This is a genomic window from Proteus sp. TSJ240517 (genome assembly GCF_047921575.1).
In the GTDB taxonomy this organism is placed as follows: Bacteria; Pseudomonadota; Gammaproteobacteria; order Enterobacterales; family Enterobacteriaceae; genus Proteus.
The window spans coordinates 153793-173902 of record NZ_JBLRMH010000007.1 but is presented as its reverse complement, the minus strand read 5'-3'; the positions used below and the strand labels follow the sequence as shown (position 1 = coordinate 173902).

Genomic DNA, 20110 nt, shown 5'->3' with positions numbered 1-20110 from the left:
TTAAAGTCTTCTTAACACCAAATAGATAAAGAACATCCCACCGACAAACTCAATCACAACAGAAAGTGTTCCTGTCATTTTTAAGCCATATTCTAAAACCAGTTGCCCACCGATTAAGGCAATAGTGCCCAGTAGGAAGGCTACGGGCATCAAGAAACGGTGCTGGCTACTGCCACTGATATGATAAGCGAGGTTAGCGACAATTAACCCTAAGAAGGTTAACGGACCCACTAACGCTGTTGATACAGCCACTAGAATAGAAATCAGTAACAGAATATAAGTGGTTTGTTTGCGGTAATTAATACCGAGGTTAATGGCATTGGCTTGTCCTAATGCCATGACATCAAAGCTATAACGCATACGCCAAAGTAAAACGCCGACAACCACAATCATGGCTAAGGCACAAAAGATAAGATCAGGCGTTGCACGGGTGAAAGTGGCAAACATACGACTTTGTAAGACGGAAAACTCATTGGGATCCATCAAACGTTGTAATAGCGTAGCTGAACTACGAAATAAAGTGCCTAAAATAATCCCGATCATCAGGACTAAGTTAATGTTAAAGCGTACCGAACTAAACAACCAACGATAGAGCACAACAGAAAATAGCACCAGCAATGTCGATTCTAAGAAGAACTTTGATAGGTTCAACATCCACGAGGCAGGCATATCCCCTTCAAAGAAAATAAACACAGTTTGTAGTAATACAAACAGGGCTTCTAACCCCATAAGTGAGGGTGTCAAAATACGGTTATTCGCGATGGTTTGAAACAATATCGTGGAAACACCTGCGGCAAACGCTACCACAATCATTGTAAGTACAATATAAGCACGGTGAGTCAGAATATAAGAGATATTGCCGTTTAGGTTTATCGTCATAAATAACACAATGGATAATAACGATGCCCCTAATAATAACCAAATACGAGACATAGGTGAGAGGCGCGTTTTCTTATGTTCGACAGCGCCAGTACATTTGCTAATTATGGATGAATTAACTTTTTGCATAACGTTGCTGCTTTAATATTAAGAAAAGGAAAATAACGGCACCCACTGCGCCTAAAATAACGCTGGCAGGAATTTCAAATGGGTAGCGAATAAGGCGACCAATCACATCACACAGTAAAACAATTGCACCACCACTCAAGCAAACCCAAGGAATGGTTTTGCGGATGTTATCGCCCATTACTAAGCTCACCAGATTGGGCACAATTAAGCCGAGGAAAGGTAATGCGCCGACAACGGAAACCACAACACCACTAATCAGTGCAATAATGGATAACCCAATGATCATCACTTTGCGGTAATTGAGTCCCACGTTAATGGAAAATTCACGCCCCATTCCGGCAACAGTAAAGCTATCAGCTACCCAACACGCCATGATTGCTAGCGCACCGACAAGCCATAACAGCTCATAACGGCCTTGTAACACACTTGAGAAATCGCCACTTGTCCATGCATCTAATGATTGCAGTAAATCGAAATATACCGCTAAGAAGATGGTGAGTGCGCCAATAACTGCACTGAGCATAATGCCCACTAAAGGTACTATTAGTGTTGTTTTTAAGGTGATCCTTTGCAAAAGCAACATAAATAACAAAGTACCAAGAAGGGCAAAAATAGTTGCAACCATCATTTTGGTAAAGATGCCAGCGGCTGGAAAGAGCAACATGACAACTAATAAGCCAAGACTTGCAGATTGTGTTGTTCCTGCAAGAGAAGGTTCAACGAAGCGGTTTTGAGTGAGTAGTTGCATGATTAAACCTGCAACACTAATGGCACCACCAGCGAGTAATAATGATAGGGTTCTTGGCACACGGCTGATAAAGAAGATATCGCGCATATCGGGATCAGAAAAAAGCGAAGCAGGAGTAATATCTCCTGCGCCGACAAATAGACTGATCATTGAGAGGATAGCAACAATCCCTATCCCCAATGATAAATGGAACGTTTTCATTCGATTATTTTATTTTTTCTGATCCAACGCCTGATTAATGGTATCCATTAAGCGAGAGTAAGTTTGGATCCCGCCTGAAATGTAAATAGAGCTTGAATCAAGATAGATAACTTGGTCTTTGTTCCAAGCGTTTACTTTTCTTACCAGTGCGTTATCGAGAACTTGTTGGGCAGGTTGTGAATCTTCACGACCAATTGCTGCATCACGATCAATGACAAACAGCCAATCTGGGTTAAGTTTTAACAGTAATTCAGAGTTAACGATGTTGCCGTGTGAACCTGGGCTATCAAAAACATAAGCGGGTTCAAAACCTAATACATCATAGATAAAGCCAAAGCGAGAGCCTGGCCCATAAGCTGAAATTTTACCGCCACTGACTAAAACCACCATTGCTTTACCCGCATCTGGGGTTTTTGATTTTACGGTAGCAATTTTGCTATTGAAATCAGCCAATAATTTTTTAGCTTGCTCTTCTTTACCAAAAATTTGACCTAATGTGGTTGTGCGTTCAGCAAGGCTTTCAATAAAACGCTTAGGATCGATATCCATTGAAATCGCAGGTGCAATTTCACTTAATTTAGGATAAGCATCACGCGCACGGCTACCACTTAAAATTAAATCAGGCGCTGTTGTGCTGAGCTTTTCATAGTTTGGCTCAAATAAGGCACCTTCATTGATGTAATCGTTCGGATTGGTGTACTTCTCTAAGAATTTTGGTAAATGAACATTCGTTTGTGGAAGACCAACAATAGAAACACCTAATGCATCAATAATATCGAGGGTTTCCATATTCATCACAACCACTTTTTGTGGGTGTGCAGGAATTTCAGTTGTCCCTTGGAAATGTTCAATCGTGAGAGTTTGTTTCTCTGCTGATTGTGTTGTTGATGTGTCTTGAGCGTTATCACAACCTGCGATAACAAGTGAAGAAAGCAGTAAGAACAGTGGGCTTAATGACTTTTTAAACATTCTCTTTCCCATATTGTTGCAACACGAAATAACACGGATCTTTACAGCAGTGGCCTAAATATCGATCCACAAAGAAGACGATAATACCATCAAAAACATAAAGAGTAATGATACTAATTCACATTCTCATAATAATAAAGAATTAACTTGACTAAAATGGCGAAATTTTGCGAGTAGTCATAAGTGTTAATCAGAAAGACAAATTTCGTGACGTGAAAGAACTCTTAAGATTATTTGCTCAATTTGTGAAGAGTGTCAAAAGAGTAGGTCAAGGAGAGACAATTCTGAACCTATAAGAAATATCGTTAACCAGTATCATTGCGTATACTTCATTCAAGCAGAAACAATCCTTATTTTAATCTTACTTCGGTTTCTGTACTGACACAGTAATGAATGCACAAGAGAAAGCCTTGTTATCTCTAGGGTAAATCGTTGCCAACTCAAGAGGGTTTTATGCAAAAGAAATATATTTACTTATTTTGTTCTGCTGGCATGTCAACATCTCTTCTCGTGACCAAAATGCGAGCACAAGCAGAAAAATATGAGGTGCCTGTGGTCATTGAAGCATTTCCTGAAACCTTAGCAGCACAAAAAGGACAGGATGCGGATCTGATTTTACTGGGTCCACAAATTAGCTGGATGTTGCCTGATATCCAAAAATTACTCCCTAATAAACCGGTCGAAGTGATCGATTCTTTGTTATACGGAAAAGTAGATGGCTTAGGTGTGTTAAAAGCCGCTGTCGCCTCTATTAAAAAAGCATCTGCAACAACAAATTAATTCTATTTTTTATTTTTTTATTATTTCTATTCCAGTCAAAGAGCGAATTTTTCAGCAAGCCGAGCAATTAGCGGCATTTTAAGGGTATTTTTCTATGAGTAAGTTTATTGGTTCACTTGAAAAGGTACTCCTTCCTTTTGCGGTTAAAATTGGAAAGCAACCTCACGTTAATGCGATTAAAAATGGCTTTATTCGTTTAATGCCATTAACCCTTGCAGGGGCAATGTTTGTACTTATCAATAACGTTTTTCTTAGTTTTGGTGATGGCTCCTTCTTTTATTCTTTAGGTATCCGCCTTGATGCATCAACAATAGAAACGCTCAATGGTTTTAAAGCCATCGGGGGAAATGTCTATAATGGTACATTGGGTATAATGTCGTTGATGGCACCGTTCTTTATCGGAATGGCATTAGCAGAAGAGCGTAAAGTTGACCCGATTGCAGCAGGTTTACTTTCCATTGCAGCCTTTATGACAGTAACACCTTATAACGCAGGTGGTGCTTATGCAGTCGGCGCTAATTGGTTAGGCGGGGCAAATATCATTTCAGGTATCATTATTGGTCTTGTTGTGGTTGAAATGTTTACCTTTATTGTGCGTCGTAACTGGGTAATCCGTTTACCAGATAGCGTACCCGCATCTGTTTCACGTTCATTCTCTGCATTAATTCCAGGCTTTATTATTTTATCAGTCATGGGGATTGTTTCGTGGGGATTAGCAACGTATGAAACGAACTTCCATCAAATTATTTTAGATTCTATCTCAACACCATTAGCATCAATGGGATCTGTGGTTGGTTGGGCTTATGTTATCTTCACTTCTCTACTGTGGTTCTTTGGTATTCATGGATCACTCGCTCTTGCTGCACTTGATAGTGGCATTATGACGCCTTGGGCGTTAGAGAACGTGTCAATTTACACCGAATACGGTTCAGTGGAAGCGGCACTGGCAGCGGGTAAGACGTTCCACCTCTGGGCAAAACCAATGTTAGACTCCTTTATCTTCTTAGGCGGTACAGGGGCAACACTGGGACTTATTCTGGCTATCTTTATCGCATCTCGTCGTGCCGATCATCGCCAAGTGGCAAAACTGGCATTACCAGCAGGTTTATTCCAAATTAACGAACCGATTATTTTTGGTCTGCCTGTGATTATGAACCCAGTGATGTTTATTCCATTTATTCTTATTCAGCCTATTCTTGCTGCGATTACGGTGACGGCTTATTACTTAGGGATAATCCCACCAGTGACAAATATTGCGCCGTGGACAATGCCAACCGGACTAGGTGCTTTCTTTAATACCAACGGTAGTATTGCGGCACTGTTATTAGCACTGTTTAACTTGGGTGTTGCCACACTGATTTATCTGCCTTTCGTGATTATTTCAAATAAAGCGCAAACTGAAATTGAAAAAGAAGAAAGTGAAGAAGATATTGCCAATGCGTTGAAATTTTAAGTGATAGAAAACACAAGTGCAGAGGCTTCTCTGCACTTGCAGTGTCAAAGAGGAAATATGATGTTAGATATTGAAAATGCTGTTGATAGCAGTGCAACCGATGATGAATTTGAAGAGATCATTATGGGGCTTATCATTAACTCAGGCCAAGCTCGTAGTGTGGCTTATGGCGCGTTAAAAAAAGCCAAAGAAGGTGATTTTGATGGCGCGAGAAAATTAATGGAACAATCTCGCGAAGCATTAAATGAAGCACATAAAATACAGACTCGTTTAATTGGTGATGACCAAGGTGTAGGAAAAACGAAAGTCAGTTTGGTATTAGTTCACGCGCAAGATCATTTAATGACATCAATGTTAGCCAGAGAGTTGGTGACAGAATTAATCGAGTTACATGAGAAGATAAAATAAGATGAATACCGTGGTGGAGTCATTGAGAGCGCAAAGCGAAATACGCATGGTCTATGAAGATCAGCTATTTAATGGCAAAAACTTTCATGTCTTTATTTATAATAAAACAGAAAGTGTTAGTGGATTGCATCAGCATGACTATTATGAATTCACCATTGTATTAACAGGGCGCTATTATCAAGAGATAAATGGTAAAAAGATTTTACTCGAACGTGGTGATTTTGTTTTTATTCCCATTGGTTCTCATCATCAAAGTTTTTATGAATTTGGTGCAACTCGTATTCTCAATGTGGGTATTAGCAAAGCCTTTTTTGATAAACATTATCTCTCATTACTGCCTTCTTATTTTGTTGCCTCACAAGTTTATGAATTAAAAAATGAGTTTCTTTCCTATATTGAATCGGTTGTTGGATCACTGAATTTCCGCCATACCGAATTTAATGAGTTTATTGAAATTATCACCTTTAATGTGGTGAATAGATTACGACACCATCGAGAAAATAGAACACAAGACGATATTCCCTTATGGCTGAAAGACACGGTAAGCGAGATGCATGACAAACAAAAATTTGGTGAAAATGCATTGGCGAATATGGTGATGTTATCAGGGAAATCACAAGAATATTTAACCCGAGCAACTCGGCGTTATTACGATAAAACACCCATGCAAATTATTCATGATATTCGAATTAATTTTGCGAAAAAACAATTGGAAATTACAAACTATTCGATAACAGATATTGCTTTTGATGCAGGTTACAGCAGCCCAAGTTTATTTATTAAGACATTTAAGAAAATAACTTCGCTGACTCCAAATAGTTATCGAAAAAATTTATACAGTATTAAAGAAACAAACTAATTCATTATTAAGCGTAAGAAATTAATCAACAATAAAGATTAATTTTATCGAAAATAGAGAGAAAGAAGAAAATAAGCTTATTTTCTTCATGGCTCTTTACGCCTTAATTTCGCCATTAATACACAAATAACAGCACTATTACGCTGTATGGGAGTATTTTATGAGTCATAAATTAAAAGTAGTTACCATTGGTGGTGGAAGCAGTTATACGCCTGAATTACTAGAAGGTTTTATTAAGCGTTATCATGAACTACCCATCACTGAATTATGGTTAGTGGATGTTGAAGAAGGGCAAGAGAAGCTTGATATTATTTTTGAGCTTTGCCAACGCATGGTAAAAAAGGCGGATATTCCTTTAACCATTTATAAAACACTTAATCGTCGTGAAGCATTAAAAGACGCTGATTTTGTCACGACACAATTGCGTGTTGGTCAATTGAAAGCAAGAGAGCTTGATGAATCAATTCCTTTAAGTCATGGTTATTTAGGGCAAGAAACCAATGGTGCTGGTGGGCTATTTAAAGGTTTACGCACTATCCCTGTTATTTTCGATATTATTAAGGATGTTGAAGAGATTTGCCCTAATGCGTGGATCATCAACTTTACGAATCCAGCTGGCATGGTGACAGAAGCCGTTTATCGCCATACCAATTTTAAGAAGTTTATTGGGGTTTGTAATATTCCAATCGGTATGAAGATGTTTATTACAGATGTTCTTAACCTGACGGATAAAGATGAACTCTCCATTGATTTATTTGGCTTAAATCATATGGTGTTTATTAAAGACGTTATTGTAAATGGTCAGTCTCGCTTCCCTGAATTATTAGATGGTGTGGCTTCAGGAACATTAACCGCGGGCTCTGTGAAAAATATTTTTGATCTACCATTTAGTGAAGGCTTGATCCGCTCTCTTAATATGCTGCCGTGCTCTTATTTGCTGTATTACTTCAAGCAAAAAGAGATGTTAGCTATTGAAATGGGTGAATACTATAAAGGCGGTGCTCGCGCTAAAGTAGTACAAAAAGTCGAAAAGCAATTGTTTGAATTGTATAAAGATCCTGATTTAAATATCAAACCGAAAGAGTTGGAATTACGTGGTGGTGCTTATTATTCTGATGCAGCCTGTGAAGTGATTAATGCTATTTATAATGATAAACAAGCTGAGCATTATGTGAATATTCCACATCATGGTCATATCGATAATATTCCAGCAGATTGGTCAATTGAAGTGACTGCTATTTTAGGGCGTGATGGCGCTAAACCTCATCCTCGTTTAACACATTTTGATGAAAAAGTGATGGGATTAATTCATACCATCAAAGCCTTTGAAATCGCGGCCAGCAAAGCGGCTATTAGTGGCGAATTAAATGATGCTTTATTAGCGATGAACTTAACACCGTTAGTACTTTCAGATAAAGATGCAGAAGTACTTACGCGTGAAATGTTATTAGCACATAAAGCACATCTACCTAATTTTGCCAAAGCAATTGCTGAGTTAGAAAAAGCCTCTCATTAATTGTCAGTAGATAAAAATAAGTAATAAGGAGACAGAATGGCTGGTTTATTAATTGTGAATGCGGATGATTTCGGGCTAAGTAAAGGTCAAAACTACGGTATTGCAGAGTGTTTTCGTCATGGCGTGGTTAGCTCAACAACGGCACTTGTCAATGCTGAAGGAATTAAACATGCAGCACAATTGCGTCATGAGTTGCCTGGATTAGGTGTTGGGCTTCATTTTACGTTGACGATGGGTAAACCGCTGTCTCCTTTATCTTCTTTAACGCGTGAAGGTGTGCTAGGGAAATGGGTCTGGCAAATGGCAGAAGAGGGCAATTTGCCACTTGATGAAATACGTGTTGAGCTTAGCGCTCAATATCAGCGTTTTATTGAGATCTTTGGTTGTGAACCAGACCATATTGATAGCCATCATCATGTGCATATGTTCAAGCAAATTTTTCCTATTGTGGCGGAATTTGCCAAAGAAAAATCGTTACCAATGCGCGTTGATAGACCTTTAGCGCAAAAAGAGGGCATTGATACTCAAGGTGTGATCAGTAGTGAGGGTTTCGATAGCCAGTTTTATGGTGATGAAATCACACAGGCTTTATTTTTAAAGGTGCTTGATGAATCAAAAGCACGTCGTGAGCACTCTCTTGAAGTGATGACACATCCTGCTTTTATTGATAATTCGTTACGTGCAAGTGGTTATTGCTTTCAGCGCTTAACGGAGCTTGAAGTATTAACAGATATCACGTTAAAACAAGCGATTGTGGAACGAGGTTATCAGCTAGGCACTTATCAAGATTTAATAAAATGATTTAGAAAGTTGTTTAGACAATCGGTGTCTGTGTTATTCCCTAGTGTGGATCTTTTTTGCGTTAATTTGCCTCTGTTTTTATAAAGCAGAGGCTTTTTGTTTTTAAGTGTTTTTATTAAGTCATAATAATTTAATTAAAAGCGATAACCAATATTGGCAATAAAACCATCCATGACTAAACGGTTACTGCTTAATTCATTCATTTTATAGCGGCTATTCTCATAACCCACAGACATAGATAGCATTTCAGTAGGATTAATAATGATACCCGCACCCCAACTAAAGGCATTCTTCTTGATTTTGTTTTGTGCGATATCTTTGTCAGCGATATTCTTAAATTGTATTTGGCTAATACCTGCAACACCATAGACACTGAAAAAATCATTTAAACGTAATGTAGGGCCAGCCATAACAGAATAATAGCGGGCATTAATATCACGCAGTACTTTTTTAACTGGCTTATCTAAGTCATATTCATTTTGTGCATAAGTTGCGGTGGCTAAAATACCAACCTGCTGATTCAGCTCTTGGCGTAAAGAGAGAGAACCACCATGCATAGGGTTTTGGCCTTCCATTTTAAGTTGTGCGTAACCCGCTGAAAGTGTTGTTTTATCTAATTTAATCTCATTTTGAGCATAAGCCGAAGATGTAGCCAATAAACCAGTAATAAATAAAGTTGATAGTAATTTTGTTTTCATTAGTTATATCCCATAATTTAAATAATAAGAATGTATTATTAAGCGATGGAATTATAATGATGAGTCCATTTCAAATGGAATAAAAAATAACACGTTAGCTTAAATGCGGTTGTTTTATTAAAGAGGTCTATTAGTTGTTATTAAGATTATATAAATAATATTTTGATAATATAAATCACTATGAAAATAAATAAAAAATAAGAATGGAATTAAATAAAAAGGCTCTCTAAATAATAATAGAGAGCCTTTTTAGGCTTATTTAAGACCTAAATCACTTTGTAGGTTAATGACTTGATTTTGTAAGTTCTCTAATTCAAGTTGTTTTTCCATCACTGATTTTGATGGATTGTTTTGTGCCGCTTTCATTTGTTTGTCAATTTCATTGATCTGTTTTTGAATATCATTTTGCCCTTTCGTTTTTTGGCGAATTTGATTTAACAGATTATTCATTGATTGGTTTAATGCTTGTTGGCTAGCTTGCTGACTTTTGAGAGAGGCATTGGTTTGTTGCTTTTCTTTCTCAATGGCAGCAAGAACGGCTTTAAACTCTGTATTTAATGCTTTCTCATTAGCGAGAATAGCTTTTTTTTGCTCGACACGATTGTCGTAAGTCCCTGAATAATTACAGTTAAACTTAGTAATTATACTGACATCACCCGTTGTTGGATCACAATCAGCGGGATTGGTGACACAACCGCTTAATAGTAAGGTCATGCCAACAAGGGAAAGAGGTAAAAATTTCATTATCATCCTTTTTAACGTTAACTAAGCTTTATTGCTGTCCGTTGAGTATAAAGACTATCAAGTTCTTCTTGTAAAGAGGTCACTTGCTTCTTCATCCCATCGATTTGTTTATCAAGTTGCGCTGTTTTTAAGCCATCTTGACGACTCTGCGCTGCAATATCTCGCCACTCACCTTCACGTTTTTTCATATCTGCTAAACGAGAACGCAGTGCTGCAATATTGGCATCAATACCTTTCAGTTGTTTCTCTGCAGCTTCTTTATTTAAACGTTGTTGTTTCATTTCTTGCTGAATTTTTGCAATGGCTTTTTTATCATCAGCAATAACCGCTTTCGCTGTGTTAGAGGCACTCTGTAAACGCTGATTTTCATTTCGAATATCAGCAATCATTGAATTGAGCATCTCTTCTTTCGTCGCATAGTTTTGGCGTTTATTGTCTAAATAGGCATTTGCACCAATACCGACACCACAACCCGCAACTGCAGCAATAAGCATACATGCGCCTTTATTGCTGGAGTTTGAGACTAAACAGCCTAATGCACCAATCGCCGCACCACCCGCACAAGCCGTAATGCCTGATTTGCTGAAAAACTCCATATCACTGTTATTTTTCAAACGAGGGTCAGTACCGCTATTACTTTGACATCCTGATAGGGCAAGCACAGCACTAATGCCAAGTACTGCCATAAGTTGTTTGTTCATACCACACCTATTATCCCAAGTCTCTGTTATTGTTTTTTGCACGCTTCAAGCCATTCGTTCCGTGAAACTTTACCGTTAGCCCAATATCCTTGGAGTCCCTGCATATACGTTGAAAGGTACGTATTTAAATTTGATTTTCCTCTGGCTTCCATCAATTGGCGTACAACGTCAATTTGTGGTTTCACCAAAGAGGCATCATAAGTTGTTGCCATATCCACTAATGTGTCTGCGTAATAACTCACGACAAAGTCGAGGGTTTTCTTATGTTCGTTAACTTGCTCTTGGCGTCGTTCGCAAGTGGCATCTTTTGTGCCCGCAGGACAATTTTTTTCATGTAATGCAATTAATCTGTCGTAGAACTCGCCATCATCTTTTAATTTGGTACATAAAAATGCACCCAATTGCAGTGATGTGCGGATAGCTTGATCTCGTTGCTCATCACGCAGTTGGGCATTTGCGCGTAATGTATTTTTCAATTCAGCTAACTGCTTTTTCAGTGCTTCATCTTGCACCTGGGTTGAGAGCGTATTTAGGCTATTAATCGAGTTATCGCTATTGGTTTTTGATTTATCGTTAGCGGGCTTCTCATTGCCCAGTTGTTGCCACTCTTTTTCGATCTCTTTGATTTTGTCTCTCGATGTCAATGCTGGCGCGACAATCGCTAAACGAAAGCCTGTGTATTTGTTTTTATTTGCACCGGTATTGGTGTAATAAGGCTCTTCTTGACGCCATGAACTGCGCATATCGCTTTCTGGGGTGAGATAACTACCACCACGCACAATAAAGCCACCAGCTTGCCCATGTAAGCGGTCGAGTTTGTTTAATCTAAAGGGTTCAAACATCATTTCAGCGACATTACCGAGCATGTCATGTAAGCCTAGTGGATTAGGCGATAACAAACCGGTTAACTGTAAAGAGCCATTCGCAGATTGACTGCCCGCAGACCAAATATAGTTTTTGGTGCCTTCTGGCATCGGGAAGCGCATATCACGAAATTCTGAGGCAGACACTTTTAAGCCACCACGCGCCGCAAATTCCCACTCCGTTTCTGTCGGTAATCTTGCAAAACCTTTTGCGCCATCTTCAACAGGTAGTGCTTCGGGATGTTTGCTTCTTAACCATTGGTTATATTGGTCTGCAAATTGCATTGCTTCATACCAACTGATATTCACTTTTGGTAAACGTAATTTATTTGACGCAACAGGGCACTCTTTACCGTTAATCACGCTCTGCATGGCGTTATATTGCAGATCGGTAACGGGGTATTTTGCCATAAGGTAGTAACGGCCTTTCTCTTTACCTTTTAATGGAAAGCTACCCGCAATATGTTCTGCTCGTGATTGTTCCAAATAACCCCATTCATCGCCTTCTTGCCCTAATGTCACACTGTAGTCTTGTAGCGGTTGGCTTAATGGAATAGTGACTTGGCGAAAGACCATTGAACCTTCACAAGGAAAAGGCAAGATCACATCATCAGGCAAAGCTTTTGGGTTAACGAATTTATCATCCCATTTGGCAGATGCGGTAAAACTGCTAGATAACAGCGCGAATGATAAAGTTAGAAGTGATAAATTAAATTTCACGTAAGCTCTCCGCAGGTTCAATCGAAACGGCACGTAATGCACCAATGCTTGCCACCACTAAAGCCACAAGTAAGGCACTGCACATGGCAATCAATAAATCCCATAATGTTAACTGACAGACAAAGGATTGTTCAGGTAAATGTGTGCCTAATAATGTGGTAAATAAGGTGCTACCGATACCATAAAGCCCAAGGGCTAAAATAAAGGCAACACTCGTTAATAACAGCGCTTGCAACACAATATATAAAGAAACTGCAAATTGACGAAAACCCAATAGGCGTAGTACTGCCATGTCTTTACGTTTGCGATCAATATTGGCAAGGAAGGCGCCAATTAATGAGGCAATACAGCCTAATAGTGATACCCAAGCAATCACGGAAAAAATAACGTTAAGAACGTAGCTGATGGCTTTTACAGACTCTATTTGGCTTTTTTGTGTCATCACATCAATGTGTTGTTGTCTAAACCAATCATCTAGTGGTGCAATGGCATCTAAATTTTTTGCATAAAGGCGAGCTTTAGCAAATTGAGTTCTTGGTTTCGCTTCAGTGCCTTGTGTTATGCCAAAAAGCGGCGTTTGATAACCATCTCGGTAATCTTCCATTGCCACTAAAACATCAAGAGAAACAAAAGCGGCCGCTCTTGGAAATTTGCTATCGCTGATAATGGCGCCAACAGTAAAGGTGCGTTTGGCGCGCTCATTAACGCCATTAAGTTTACGGCTGATAAATAAGCGCACACTATCGCCGACATTTGCTTGTAGTTTTTGAGCGGCATTGGACGAAAGTACTAAGGTGTCTGCATTTTTGGGAATAGCCACACCTTCTAATAACGGATCGTTTTCTGCTGTCGGAATAATTTCCGCATTATCAATAAAATGTTGCCCATCAATCACAATATCGGCTTGTGTGTTTAAGCTACGAGTTAATGGGATAACAAAACGAACCTCTTCTTTGTGTGCAATCTCATTAAACCAACTTTGTGGATAATTACCATTGCCTAACATACGTATTTCAAGGTTACGAGGATCATTTAGCAGTTGGTTGTGAAGCTGCGTCACAATGCCGTTTTTTAGTCCAAATAGCAGTAACAGTGGTGCAATAACTGAGACTAAAGAGAACACAATACAGAGAGCGACTTTGCGATCATAAATTAAGTCTCGCCAAGCGAGTGAACTGAGTAAGCCAAGGCGATTAGGATTGGCGCTATTGTTTGATAAAGACACTACCGCCTCCTTCTAGTTGTGCGTGATAGTGGCTGAAGCCAAAACGCTCGACTAAAGACCAATCGTGACTAACAACCAGCGCAGAGATATCGAGTTGTTTTACCATCTCCACAATCAATGCATATAGCGCTTGTGCATTATGGGGATCGAGAGCGGCCGTTGGCTCATCGGCAAGTAATAAAGCTGGCTCATGGGCGATTGCGCGAATAAACGCAGCGCGTTGACGTTCACCAATGGAGAGCTGGCGAGGAAGGCGATTAAGCAAGGGGCGTAATTGCAGATGATCAATAGCGTGATCAAGCCAAGAAGAGTGCAGTGTTAATCCCAACATTTTACGAGGTAATTGGATATTTTGCATGACGGTTAAAAAGGGAAGTAACCCGCCACTTTGGAGCATAAAACCCAATTTCTCAGCACGTAATGATGAGAGTTGCGCTTGTTCATTATTCAACACCGCTTGCGTGATAATTAAATCATCACTGAGTTGAAAATGGGTTAATTCATCGGGACGTAAAATCAGCCCGAACATTTCCAATAAGGTGCTTTTACCGCAACCGCTTAAGCCAGTTAGTGCGCCGATTTCCCCTTTCTCAAGGGTCAATGAAGGAAGCGCAACACGAAAGCCGTGTTGCGCATCACCACGCGTAATTGCCATGCCTTCAATCTGGATCATTAAGGCAGGTTTTCCAGTGGAACAGGATAAACGTGATCGCGAGGATCGCTTTGTGGTGCAAGGGATATCCAACGATCAACATCTTCGTTATAGCGTTGATAATATTGCAACTTCGTATTGAGTCGGCGGATAAATTTCTCTTGCTCAAGGCCATCCCAGCTTTTCCACGTTTCTTCATCTAAACCAAGCACCTCACTTAAGTAAGGGAGGTTTTCGATGTATTCACCGAGTAAGCCCATTTCGCCTAATTTGGTTGCTGAACCTTGTTTGATTTGATTTGGATCGTTACCCATTGTGGCGGCAATCGAACGCAAATCGGCAAACATATTGTCTGGAGAGATCAAACCTTCATTAGCAGCATTAACGATTTTTTTCATGACATCGCTTAAATCACTCAACTCACTTTTAGTCAATAAGACCTGTACTTCTGTAGTTGGGATATTTTGCTGCAATAAATCACGGTCGCTTATCCATGCTTTAAACACAGGTGGTGCTTTAGTGCCTTGTTTTTCACCTAAATAGGCTAAACGCATGGCATACCCTAAATCGTGCGCATCGTTAAGTAAGGTGTTTGTTTCTTTGTCTTTGCTATAAGCAGGATCAGCATTTAGTGCGCTACCCACAGCCGCTTCACCACGATAAGCCGTTTGAATTTGAGTGGTTACAGCGGTTGCTAGGCTATCGACCATCCGACCAAAGCTATTGATATCCCCTGAATTAATCGGGTAGTAAAGCGATTTGTGTAAGAAAGGATTGAGCGTTAGCGCCTCATATTGTGCTTGTGCAGAAGCGTGATTTTTTGCACCTGATGGCGTTTTTAAATGCAGTGTATAAAGTGCAACACCGCGATAAGCGGCTTCTTGGCGAATTTGTTCAGCATCGAGCTTAGTTGATGAAAGAGGATCATCTCCCGTTAATGCGCCTGCATCGGTGATTAAAATAACGTAACGCGCACCAAAGCGTGTCCAATCAACATCATCAAGGGCTTGCATTACACCCGCATAAGCATCTTCATCAAAACGGCTACTTGAGACTTTCGCTTGGCGTAATTCTTTTACTTTATTGAGGAAGTCAGGGCCATCTTTGACATCATTGGGATTAACAAACATTTTGCTGTCGTATTCCAATGCAGGAACGGCTTTGATATTAGAGCGAAATGCCACTAAACCAAATTTGACCTTATCCAACATGTTGTCTTTTTCGACTTGTGCGTAAACCTTTTGAATCGCTTCTTTGGTTCTATCAATGTAAGGATCCATTGATATTGTTGAGTCGATAACAAACACTACTGCGGCAGAAAAACCTTGCATCATATTGTCAGCATCTTTGCTGTTAGGTGTTGCTGGTTTTGCACTGTTTGCAGTAGCATTCGCATTCTGTGCGTCTTTGCTGTCTTTGGTTTGTGAAGAGACAGAAGCCACATTGAGCACTCGCACTTTATAGCCAGCATCAGTAAAGACTTCATCTGAGCCTAATACAGGCAGTAGATAGAAATTACTTTTCTGATCAATCATATAATCAGGCTCTTTTGCTAAAACAGCCGGATTCACTTTTTGGTTTTTGATATCTGCTAAAAAGGGCTTGTACTGTTTTTCAGGGGTTGGACTTTCAAGTAAGCTTTCAACCGTTTGCTTATCTTTGAAAAACAGCATTGGGTTACGACCCGCAGGGTTAGTAAATGCGAGAGTTAACTGCATTTTCCACTCTGATGTACAACTTGCATTCATCCAACCGCTAATATGACCTAAGCTATCAGGGCCAACTTGTAGCCACTCATTGGCGCCTTGTTTTTGACGCTGATAAACATAAAAACGGCTAAATGCAGGTTGCTCTTTCCCTGTTGCGCCAATCTTGTCAGCAACTTGGCAACCTGGATAAGTTAATACACGTTGATAGAGGGTTTTTTTACCCTCTTGTAATAGCGGCTTTTTCTCTTCAGCACTTGTTGGTGCTGTTAGAATTAAACCGCTGAGAATAAGAGTAAGCCAATGCGCCTTTTTCATGCGACTTTCCTATTTTTTCAAAGCTTCAAGACGCGCTTTTGCGTCACTGTTTTGTGAGTCATGATTTAGAACCGCTTCGTACCAATAAATAGCTGTTTCTTTGTCTGCACTAAAGCAACCTTGTGCTGATGCGGTTTCTGGATCGTATTCACGAGCGTAATTCAGTGCGATATCAACATCACCTGATTGTGCTTTATAAGCATATAAACGTTGAGCAACATCACATTGATTGTTCTGTTTTGCTTGTTCAATCGTTGCAAGGATAGTTTTGCTATCTGGTTGGCTCTGTATGCAGCTTTGTACAAAGGCTAATGCAGTACCAGATTTCATGTTTTCAACACTACACACACTTGGGGTTGTAGGTTCTGGTGTCGGCTGTGGCGCAGGCTCGCCAGCAGGATTACCTCTTAGTAAGAAGAACCATGTTAAGACACCTGCTAAAATTAAAATCAAGATAATGGCTAAAATTAAGCCAATTTTTGATTTTTTCGGCGCGGGTGGTATTGGGCGCTGTGGCGGTTCATCTACTTTGATTTCAGAGATAATTGGCTCTGGTTCTTCAGATCCAATTTTGATAGGTTCTGGCTCTGGCTCCTGTGGCGCTTCTTCAACAATAGGAGCCGGTGGAACAAGCTGATTATCTAATGTTGCCGTTGATTTTAATGCTTCACTTTGACCTTGCGCTTGTGAGGCTAATACGCCATCACGAATACGTAATCGCCCGATATCTTGTGTTTCATTATCGTCTTTCAACGTAAATTGATACGCCATTTGTAAGTTGCTAACGAGGGGATCAACCAACGTTTTATCAAGAACGATTTGATAACCGTCATCAGCATCTTCAAGTGAAAGCTGGTGGAAAAAGGCATTACCTACCCATTCCCCTTTATCATTTAAGAAATAGCGATCTTGGTTACGCTGAATGCTTAAATAAACAGGGGAAGCGTCACCTTCCCAATTACGAATACTTAATACCGCAAAGCCAGGACGAGCAGGTTGTACGGGTTTTAATTCTGGATTAAACACGAATTATGACTCCACGACGGATGATTTCATGGTTTGAATTATTTGGCCTAATAGTGCGTTTTGTTCAGCACTGATCTCTCTTCCCGCAGAATGCCCCGCATTCTCAGTAATAATCGCTGATAAAGCGATAAGCCAATCAATTACAAATAAAAGGGTGTAGTTAACAGGGTTGGTAGGTAAGCGAACTAAGCGCTCATCCTCACCCCATTGCACGCTAGTGTTATCGGGTTTTTCAAAGATTTTATGACCGACATTGATTTTACTATCTGGCTTCTCAACACCGTTATCTTTGAAATTAAACCAAGTAATAAAATCACCCAGCACATTATAAACACGAGATGACTGCTGTTCGGCTAAGTCATCACGACGGGCAATGGCTTCTGTCCCTGCAAGGGTTTTCAACATGCGTTGTTCAACACCTAGGCGATTAATAGCCGTGATAAGCTCATCAACTAACAGCACCATAATTTCTTGGTCAATGCCTAAATAGGTTAACAAGGTACTGTTATCAGGCAGGCTACGCAGATGATTTATCCATAATGCCATCACTTTTTTAGGATAGGTAACCTCATTGCCGTGACCTTTAGGGGCTTCATCTTCTTCAGGCTCTAGAGAAATCGGGGCATCGCTAAAGAGATCAAAAGTCGGTTGCTCTATAGCTGCAAAGGCAGAAACTGGCGCTTGAGTCGCTTTTTTGTTATCTGAAAGCGTATCGATAACCTCTTTTTCTTGCATATATAGATCGTAGAGTGATTTGCGAGAAGGCAACAGGTAATCCAGTAAAGCACCTTGCAAATAAGGGCGACTTTGCATAAAGCGTAAAATAGTGGCTGCGTTACGGCGTTTGACTTGGAGCTCTTCTTCACCGCCTGATTGATACCATTTTTCAAGATGATGACCGATTAAATCACGTTGAATTTCTTGCAATTGCTCACTAATACGTTCAAGTTTCAGTGATTTTAACGCAACGGTTTCAAGGTAGTCGGCAAGGCGTTGCATACCGCCATCGTTAAGCGACAACATAGCATCCCATGCTTGGTCTGGCTCACGAATATAGCGTTGGACAGTTTCGTCTTCAGCAAAGGTTTTTTTCATCAGATGTAATTGTGAAACACTGTCCTCGTTTAAGACAGTCTCTTTGCCATTACTGATTTGAATAAATGGGGTAGGTACACCTGGTTTACGCACTAAGAAGGTGTTATTGAAGGCTTCACCATTGATCCAATCTGATGACATCCATTCATATTGACCAAAGCGCTCTAACATGGCCATTTTGATCATGCCACCTTTACCCCATGATTGACGCAATAACGCTTCATTCAGGGTTAATGAGTTGGTAATACGCATATCAAACATGGTCATTGCCCAAATTAAACCAGAAGGGCGTTTAGCGCGTGTTAATGCATCTTTACCTTGCGTGTTATTGATCCACTCTGTGAGAACTGCACCGACTTCTTTTACGTCTGATTGCTTGTTTGATGCGGTACATACCACAAGTACATTCATCTCTTGGTTATCGGTATAACGTTCAAACAGATAGGCAACTTTACCCCGAAGAATAAGCTGTGCCAGAGGATTAGCGCTGTCATCGTTGACCTGACGACGTACATCCGCCATAGTTTCAACGCCTAAACGACCGCGATAGCCCGGAAAATCAAGCAGTTCAACGTGTTCAAATAGAGCCTTACTCGGTGCATCTAATAATGGGACGACTAATTCAACCGTCAGTGCAGTTAATTCGGCTAATGACAATGTGACAGGGGCATCAATACGATCGCCATGAACAGGACAAATGCTGATCTGGCTATCATTGGCAGTATTGAGACGCTCTAACATATCCACATTCATAATACTGTCTGCTTGTACTAACACGCCGTCTTGTTCTTTGACTAAAGAAGAGAGCGGAGCCAAAACAAGAGATGCATTACCTAAAGAAGCCAGTGTGGTGCTAAAACGTTGATAAGCGGATGTCAGCTCTGCAATATCGCCCCATAACACAGAAAAGAGTTTAGCGCGTTGCGCAATGCTGAGATAAGGCGCTAATTCAATCGCTTTAGGCCAATAGGTTGTCGCCAGTTTTTTCTGGCTTTTTTCCGCATGGCGTTGCAGATAATCCCATAATGAAACAACATCATCATGAGTAATACCCGCAACAGGTGTCGCACTGCGTTGTGTGCTTAATGAATTGATTAAACGAGAAATTTTCTCATCATCTAATTCAAATTCAATTTTTTCCTGATTAAAGTCATACAGATAAGCATTGGCGAGAATTTTAACAATCTCAATTTCGCTGAAAAGATGTAGCTCGACAGGAAACTCTTGCGTACCTTTTGTGGCATTGCGACTAAAGCGAGTCACTAAGCCAGTGGCTTCTTTACCGCCACCCGGTGGGTTGATGTGGTCGATAAAATCAAGGGTTTTACCTGACATGCTCGTTCTTAATCGGCCTTCTTGTCCTGCGGCAAGTGCTGAAATCAGGTACGATTTTCCTGCCTGAGACAGACCAAAAAAGCCCACAGACATTGGTCGTTGTGTCGCTAAACTGAGATTTTTCGCCATATTACGGCTACGGCGCAGACGATAGATAAGGCTATCGGCTTCGGTATTTAAACGAGGTGCATTACCTCTTACGGCCGTTACCCAATCAATGGCTTTACCTGCGCCTTGATAAATGGCATCCCATTTGGCTGTTAACTGTTTTTCATCCATCATAT

18 protein-coding genes are annotated in these 20110 nt (G+C 40.2%); 6 read left to right on the top strand and 12 right to left on the bottom strand.

Features of this window, described 5'->3' with window-relative positions; genetic code table 11:
- Genes ACNARN_RS13095 through ACNARN_RS13085 form a run of 3 tightly spaced genes read right to left on the bottom strand, consistent with a single transcriptional unit; the run spans position 1 to position 2926 of the window.
- Positions 1–1008: an iron chelate uptake ABC transporter family permease subunit gene (locus ACNARN_RS13095; protein ID WP_198626275.1), complete on the bottom strand. Its 1008-nt coding sequence runs from the start codon at positions 1006–1008 to the stop codon at positions 1–3.
- Entirely contained in the window at positions 995–1957 is a 963-nt protein-coding gene (locus ACNARN_RS13090) for an ABC transporter permease (protein ID WP_198632427.1), read from the bottom strand. The genes ACNARN_RS13095 and ACNARN_RS13090 overlap by 14 nt, the downstream gene beginning before the upstream one ends.
- 9 nt (positions 1958–1966) lie before the next feature.
- Positions 1967–2926, bottom strand: coding sequence for a siderophore ABC transporter substrate-binding protein (locus ACNARN_RS13085; protein WP_198620120.1), 960 nt, complete (start codon positions 2924–2926; stop codon positions 1967–1969).
- Positions 2927–3379: 453 nt separating this feature from the next.
- Between ACNARN_RS13085 and ACNARN_RS13080 the strand changes: the two genes are divergently transcribed.
- The 6 genes from ACNARN_RS13080 (at position 3380) to chbG (ending at position 8743) form a co-directional block, all read left to right on the top strand.
- Positions 3380–3706, top strand: a complete 327-nt coding sequence (locus ACNARN_RS13080) for a PTS sugar transporter subunit IIB (RefSeq protein ID WP_069369489.1) — start codon at positions 3380–3382, stop codon at positions 3704–3706.
- 94 nt (positions 3707–3800) lie between these two features.
- Entirely contained in the window at positions 3801–5159 is a 1359-nt protein-coding gene (gene chbC / locus ACNARN_RS13075) for a PTS N,N'-diacetylchitobiose transporter subunit IIC (protein WP_416304539.1), read from the top strand.
- Between the two features lie 60 nt (positions 5160–5219).
- Positions 5220–5567, top strand: coding sequence for a PTS N,N'-diacetylchitobiose transporter subunit IIA (gene chbA, locus ACNARN_RS13070; protein WP_088494268.1), 348 nt, complete (start codon positions 5220–5222; stop codon positions 5565–5567).
- Between the two features lies 1 nt (position 5568).
- Positions 5569–6426, top strand: a complete 858-nt coding sequence (chbR, locus tag ACNARN_RS13065) for a transcriptional regulator ChbR (protein ID WP_198620118.1) — start codon at positions 5569–5571, stop codon at positions 6424–6426.
- 160 nt (positions 6427–6586) lie between these two features.
- The gene (locus tag ACNARN_RS13060) at positions 6587–7942 is read left to right on the top strand and encodes a 6-phospho-beta-glucosidase (protein WP_198620117.1); all 1356 of its coding nucleotides are present in this window, start codon (positions 6587–6589) and stop codon (positions 7940–7942) included.
- 36 nt (positions 7943–7978) lie between these two features.
- Positions 7979–8743: a chitin disaccharide deacetylase gene (chbG, locus tag ACNARN_RS13055; protein ID WP_349443220.1), complete on the top strand. Its 765-nt coding sequence runs from the start codon at positions 7979–7981 to the stop codon at positions 8741–8743.
- A 134-nt stretch (positions 8744–8877) separates the two neighbouring features.
- Here the strand turns inward: chbG and ACNARN_RS13050 are convergent, their stop codons facing one another.
- The 9 genes from ACNARN_RS13050 to ACNARN_RS13010 form a co-directional block, all read right to left on the bottom strand.
- Positions 8878–9441 carry an Ail/Lom family outer membrane beta-barrel protein gene (locus ACNARN_RS13050; protein WP_198620115.1) on the bottom strand — a complete coding sequence of 188 codons (564 nt, stop codon included), beginning with the start codon at positions 9439–9441 and terminating at the stop codon, positions 8878–8880.
- A 255-nt stretch (positions 9442–9696) separates the two neighbouring features.
- Positions 9697–10185, bottom strand: a complete 489-nt coding sequence (locus ACNARN_RS13045) for a hypothetical protein (RefSeq protein WP_232797604.1) — start codon at positions 10183–10185, stop codon at positions 9697–9699.
- Positions 10186–10202: 17 nt separating this feature from the next.
- Positions 10203–10886 (bottom strand): hypothetical protein, encoded by a 684-nt coding sequence (locus tag ACNARN_RS13040; protein ID WP_109373735.1) that lies wholly within the window; start codon positions 10884–10886, stop codon positions 10203–10205.
- A 26-nt stretch (positions 10887–10912) separates the two neighbouring features.
- Positions 10913–12469 carry a formylglycine-generating enzyme family protein gene (locus ACNARN_RS13035; protein WP_198620114.1) on the bottom strand — a complete coding sequence of 519 codons (1557 nt, stop codon included), beginning with the start codon at positions 12467–12469 and terminating at the stop codon, positions 10913–10915.
- Positions 12459–13694 carry an ABC transporter permease gene (locus tag ACNARN_RS13030; RefSeq protein ID WP_349443219.1) on the bottom strand — a complete coding sequence of 412 codons (1236 nt, stop codon included), beginning with the start codon at positions 13692–13694 and terminating at the stop codon, positions 12459–12461. The genes ACNARN_RS13035 and ACNARN_RS13030 overlap by 11 nt, the downstream gene beginning before the upstream one ends.
- Positions 13675–14367: an ABC transporter ATP-binding protein gene (locus ACNARN_RS13025; protein WP_198620112.1), complete on the bottom strand. Its 693-nt coding sequence runs from the start codon at positions 14365–14367 to the stop codon at positions 13675–13677. Before ACNARN_RS13025 ends, ACNARN_RS13030 begins: the two co-directional genes overlap by 20 nt.
- On the bottom strand, positions 14367–16370 hold the full coding sequence (locus ACNARN_RS13020) for a vWA domain-containing protein (protein WP_416304538.1): 2004 nt from the start codon (positions 16368–16370) through the stop codon (positions 14367–14369). Before ACNARN_RS13020 ends, ACNARN_RS13025 begins: the two co-directional genes overlap by 1 nt.
- 9 nt (positions 16371–16379) lie before the next feature.
- The gene (locus tag ACNARN_RS13015) at positions 16380–17396 is read right to left on the bottom strand and encodes a hypothetical protein (protein ID WP_416304537.1); all 1017 of its coding nucleotides are present in this window, start codon (positions 17394–17396) and stop codon (positions 16380–16382) included.
- Between the two features lie 3 nt (positions 17397–17399).
- On the bottom strand, positions 17400–20108 hold the full coding sequence (locus ACNARN_RS13010; RefSeq protein ID WP_232799437.1) for a putative virulence factor: 2709 nt from the start codon (positions 20106–20108) through the stop codon (positions 17400–17402).
- Positions 20109–20110 lie beyond the last annotated feature (2 nt).

Coding starts and splice junctions, on each gene's coding strand:
- ACNARN_RS13095 (WP_198626275.1), bottom strand. CDS start 1,008: ATGCAAAAAGTTAATTCATCCATAATTAGCAAATGTACTGGCGCTGTC.
- ACNARN_RS13090 (WP_198632427.1), bottom strand. CDS start 1,957: ATGAAAACGTTCCATTTATCATTGGGGATAGGGATTGTTGCTATCCTC.
- ACNARN_RS13085 (WP_198620120.1), bottom strand. CDS start 2,926: ATGTTTAAAAAGTCATTAAGCCCACTGTTCTTACTGCTTTCTTCACTT.
- ACNARN_RS13080 (WP_069369489.1), top strand. CDS start 3,380: ATGCAAAAGAAATATATTTACTTATTTTGTTCTGCTGGCATGTCAACA.
- chbC (WP_416304539.1), top strand. CDS start 3,801: ATGAGTAAGTTTATTGGTTCACTTGAAAAGGTACTCCTTCCTTTTGCG.
- chbA (WP_088494268.1), top strand. CDS start 5,220: ATGTTAGATATTGAAAATGCTGTTGATAGCAGTGCAACCGATGATGAA.
- chbR (WP_198620118.1), top strand. CDS start 5,569: ATGAATACCGTGGTGGAGTCATTGAGAGCGCAAAGCGAAATACGCATG.
- ACNARN_RS13060 (WP_198620117.1), top strand. CDS start 6,587: ATGAGTCATAAATTAAAAGTAGTTACCATTGGTGGTGGAAGCAGTTAT.
- chbG (WP_349443220.1), top strand. CDS start 7,979: ATGGCTGGTTTATTAATTGTGAATGCGGATGATTTCGGGCTAAGTAAA.
- ACNARN_RS13050 (WP_198620115.1), bottom strand. CDS start 9,441: ATGAAAACAAAATTACTATCAACTTTATTTATTACTGGTTTATTGGCT.
- ACNARN_RS13045 (WP_232797604.1), bottom strand. CDS start 10,185: ATGAAATTTTTACCTCTTTCCCTTGTTGGCATGACCTTACTATTAAGC.
- ACNARN_RS13040 (WP_109373735.1), bottom strand. CDS start 10,886: ATGAACAAACAACTTATGGCAGTACTTGGCATTAGTGCTGTGCTTGCC.
- ACNARN_RS13025 (WP_198620112.1), bottom strand. CDS start 14,367: ATGATCCAGATTGAAGGCATGGCAATTACGCGTGGTGATGCGCAACAC.
- ACNARN_RS13020 (WP_416304538.1), bottom strand. CDS start 16,370: ATGAAAAAGGCGCATTGGCTTACTCTTATTCTCAGCGGTTTAATTCTA.
- ACNARN_RS13010 (WP_232799437.1), bottom strand. CDS start 20,108: ATGATGGATGAAAAACAGTTAACAGCCAAATGGGATGCCATTTATCAA.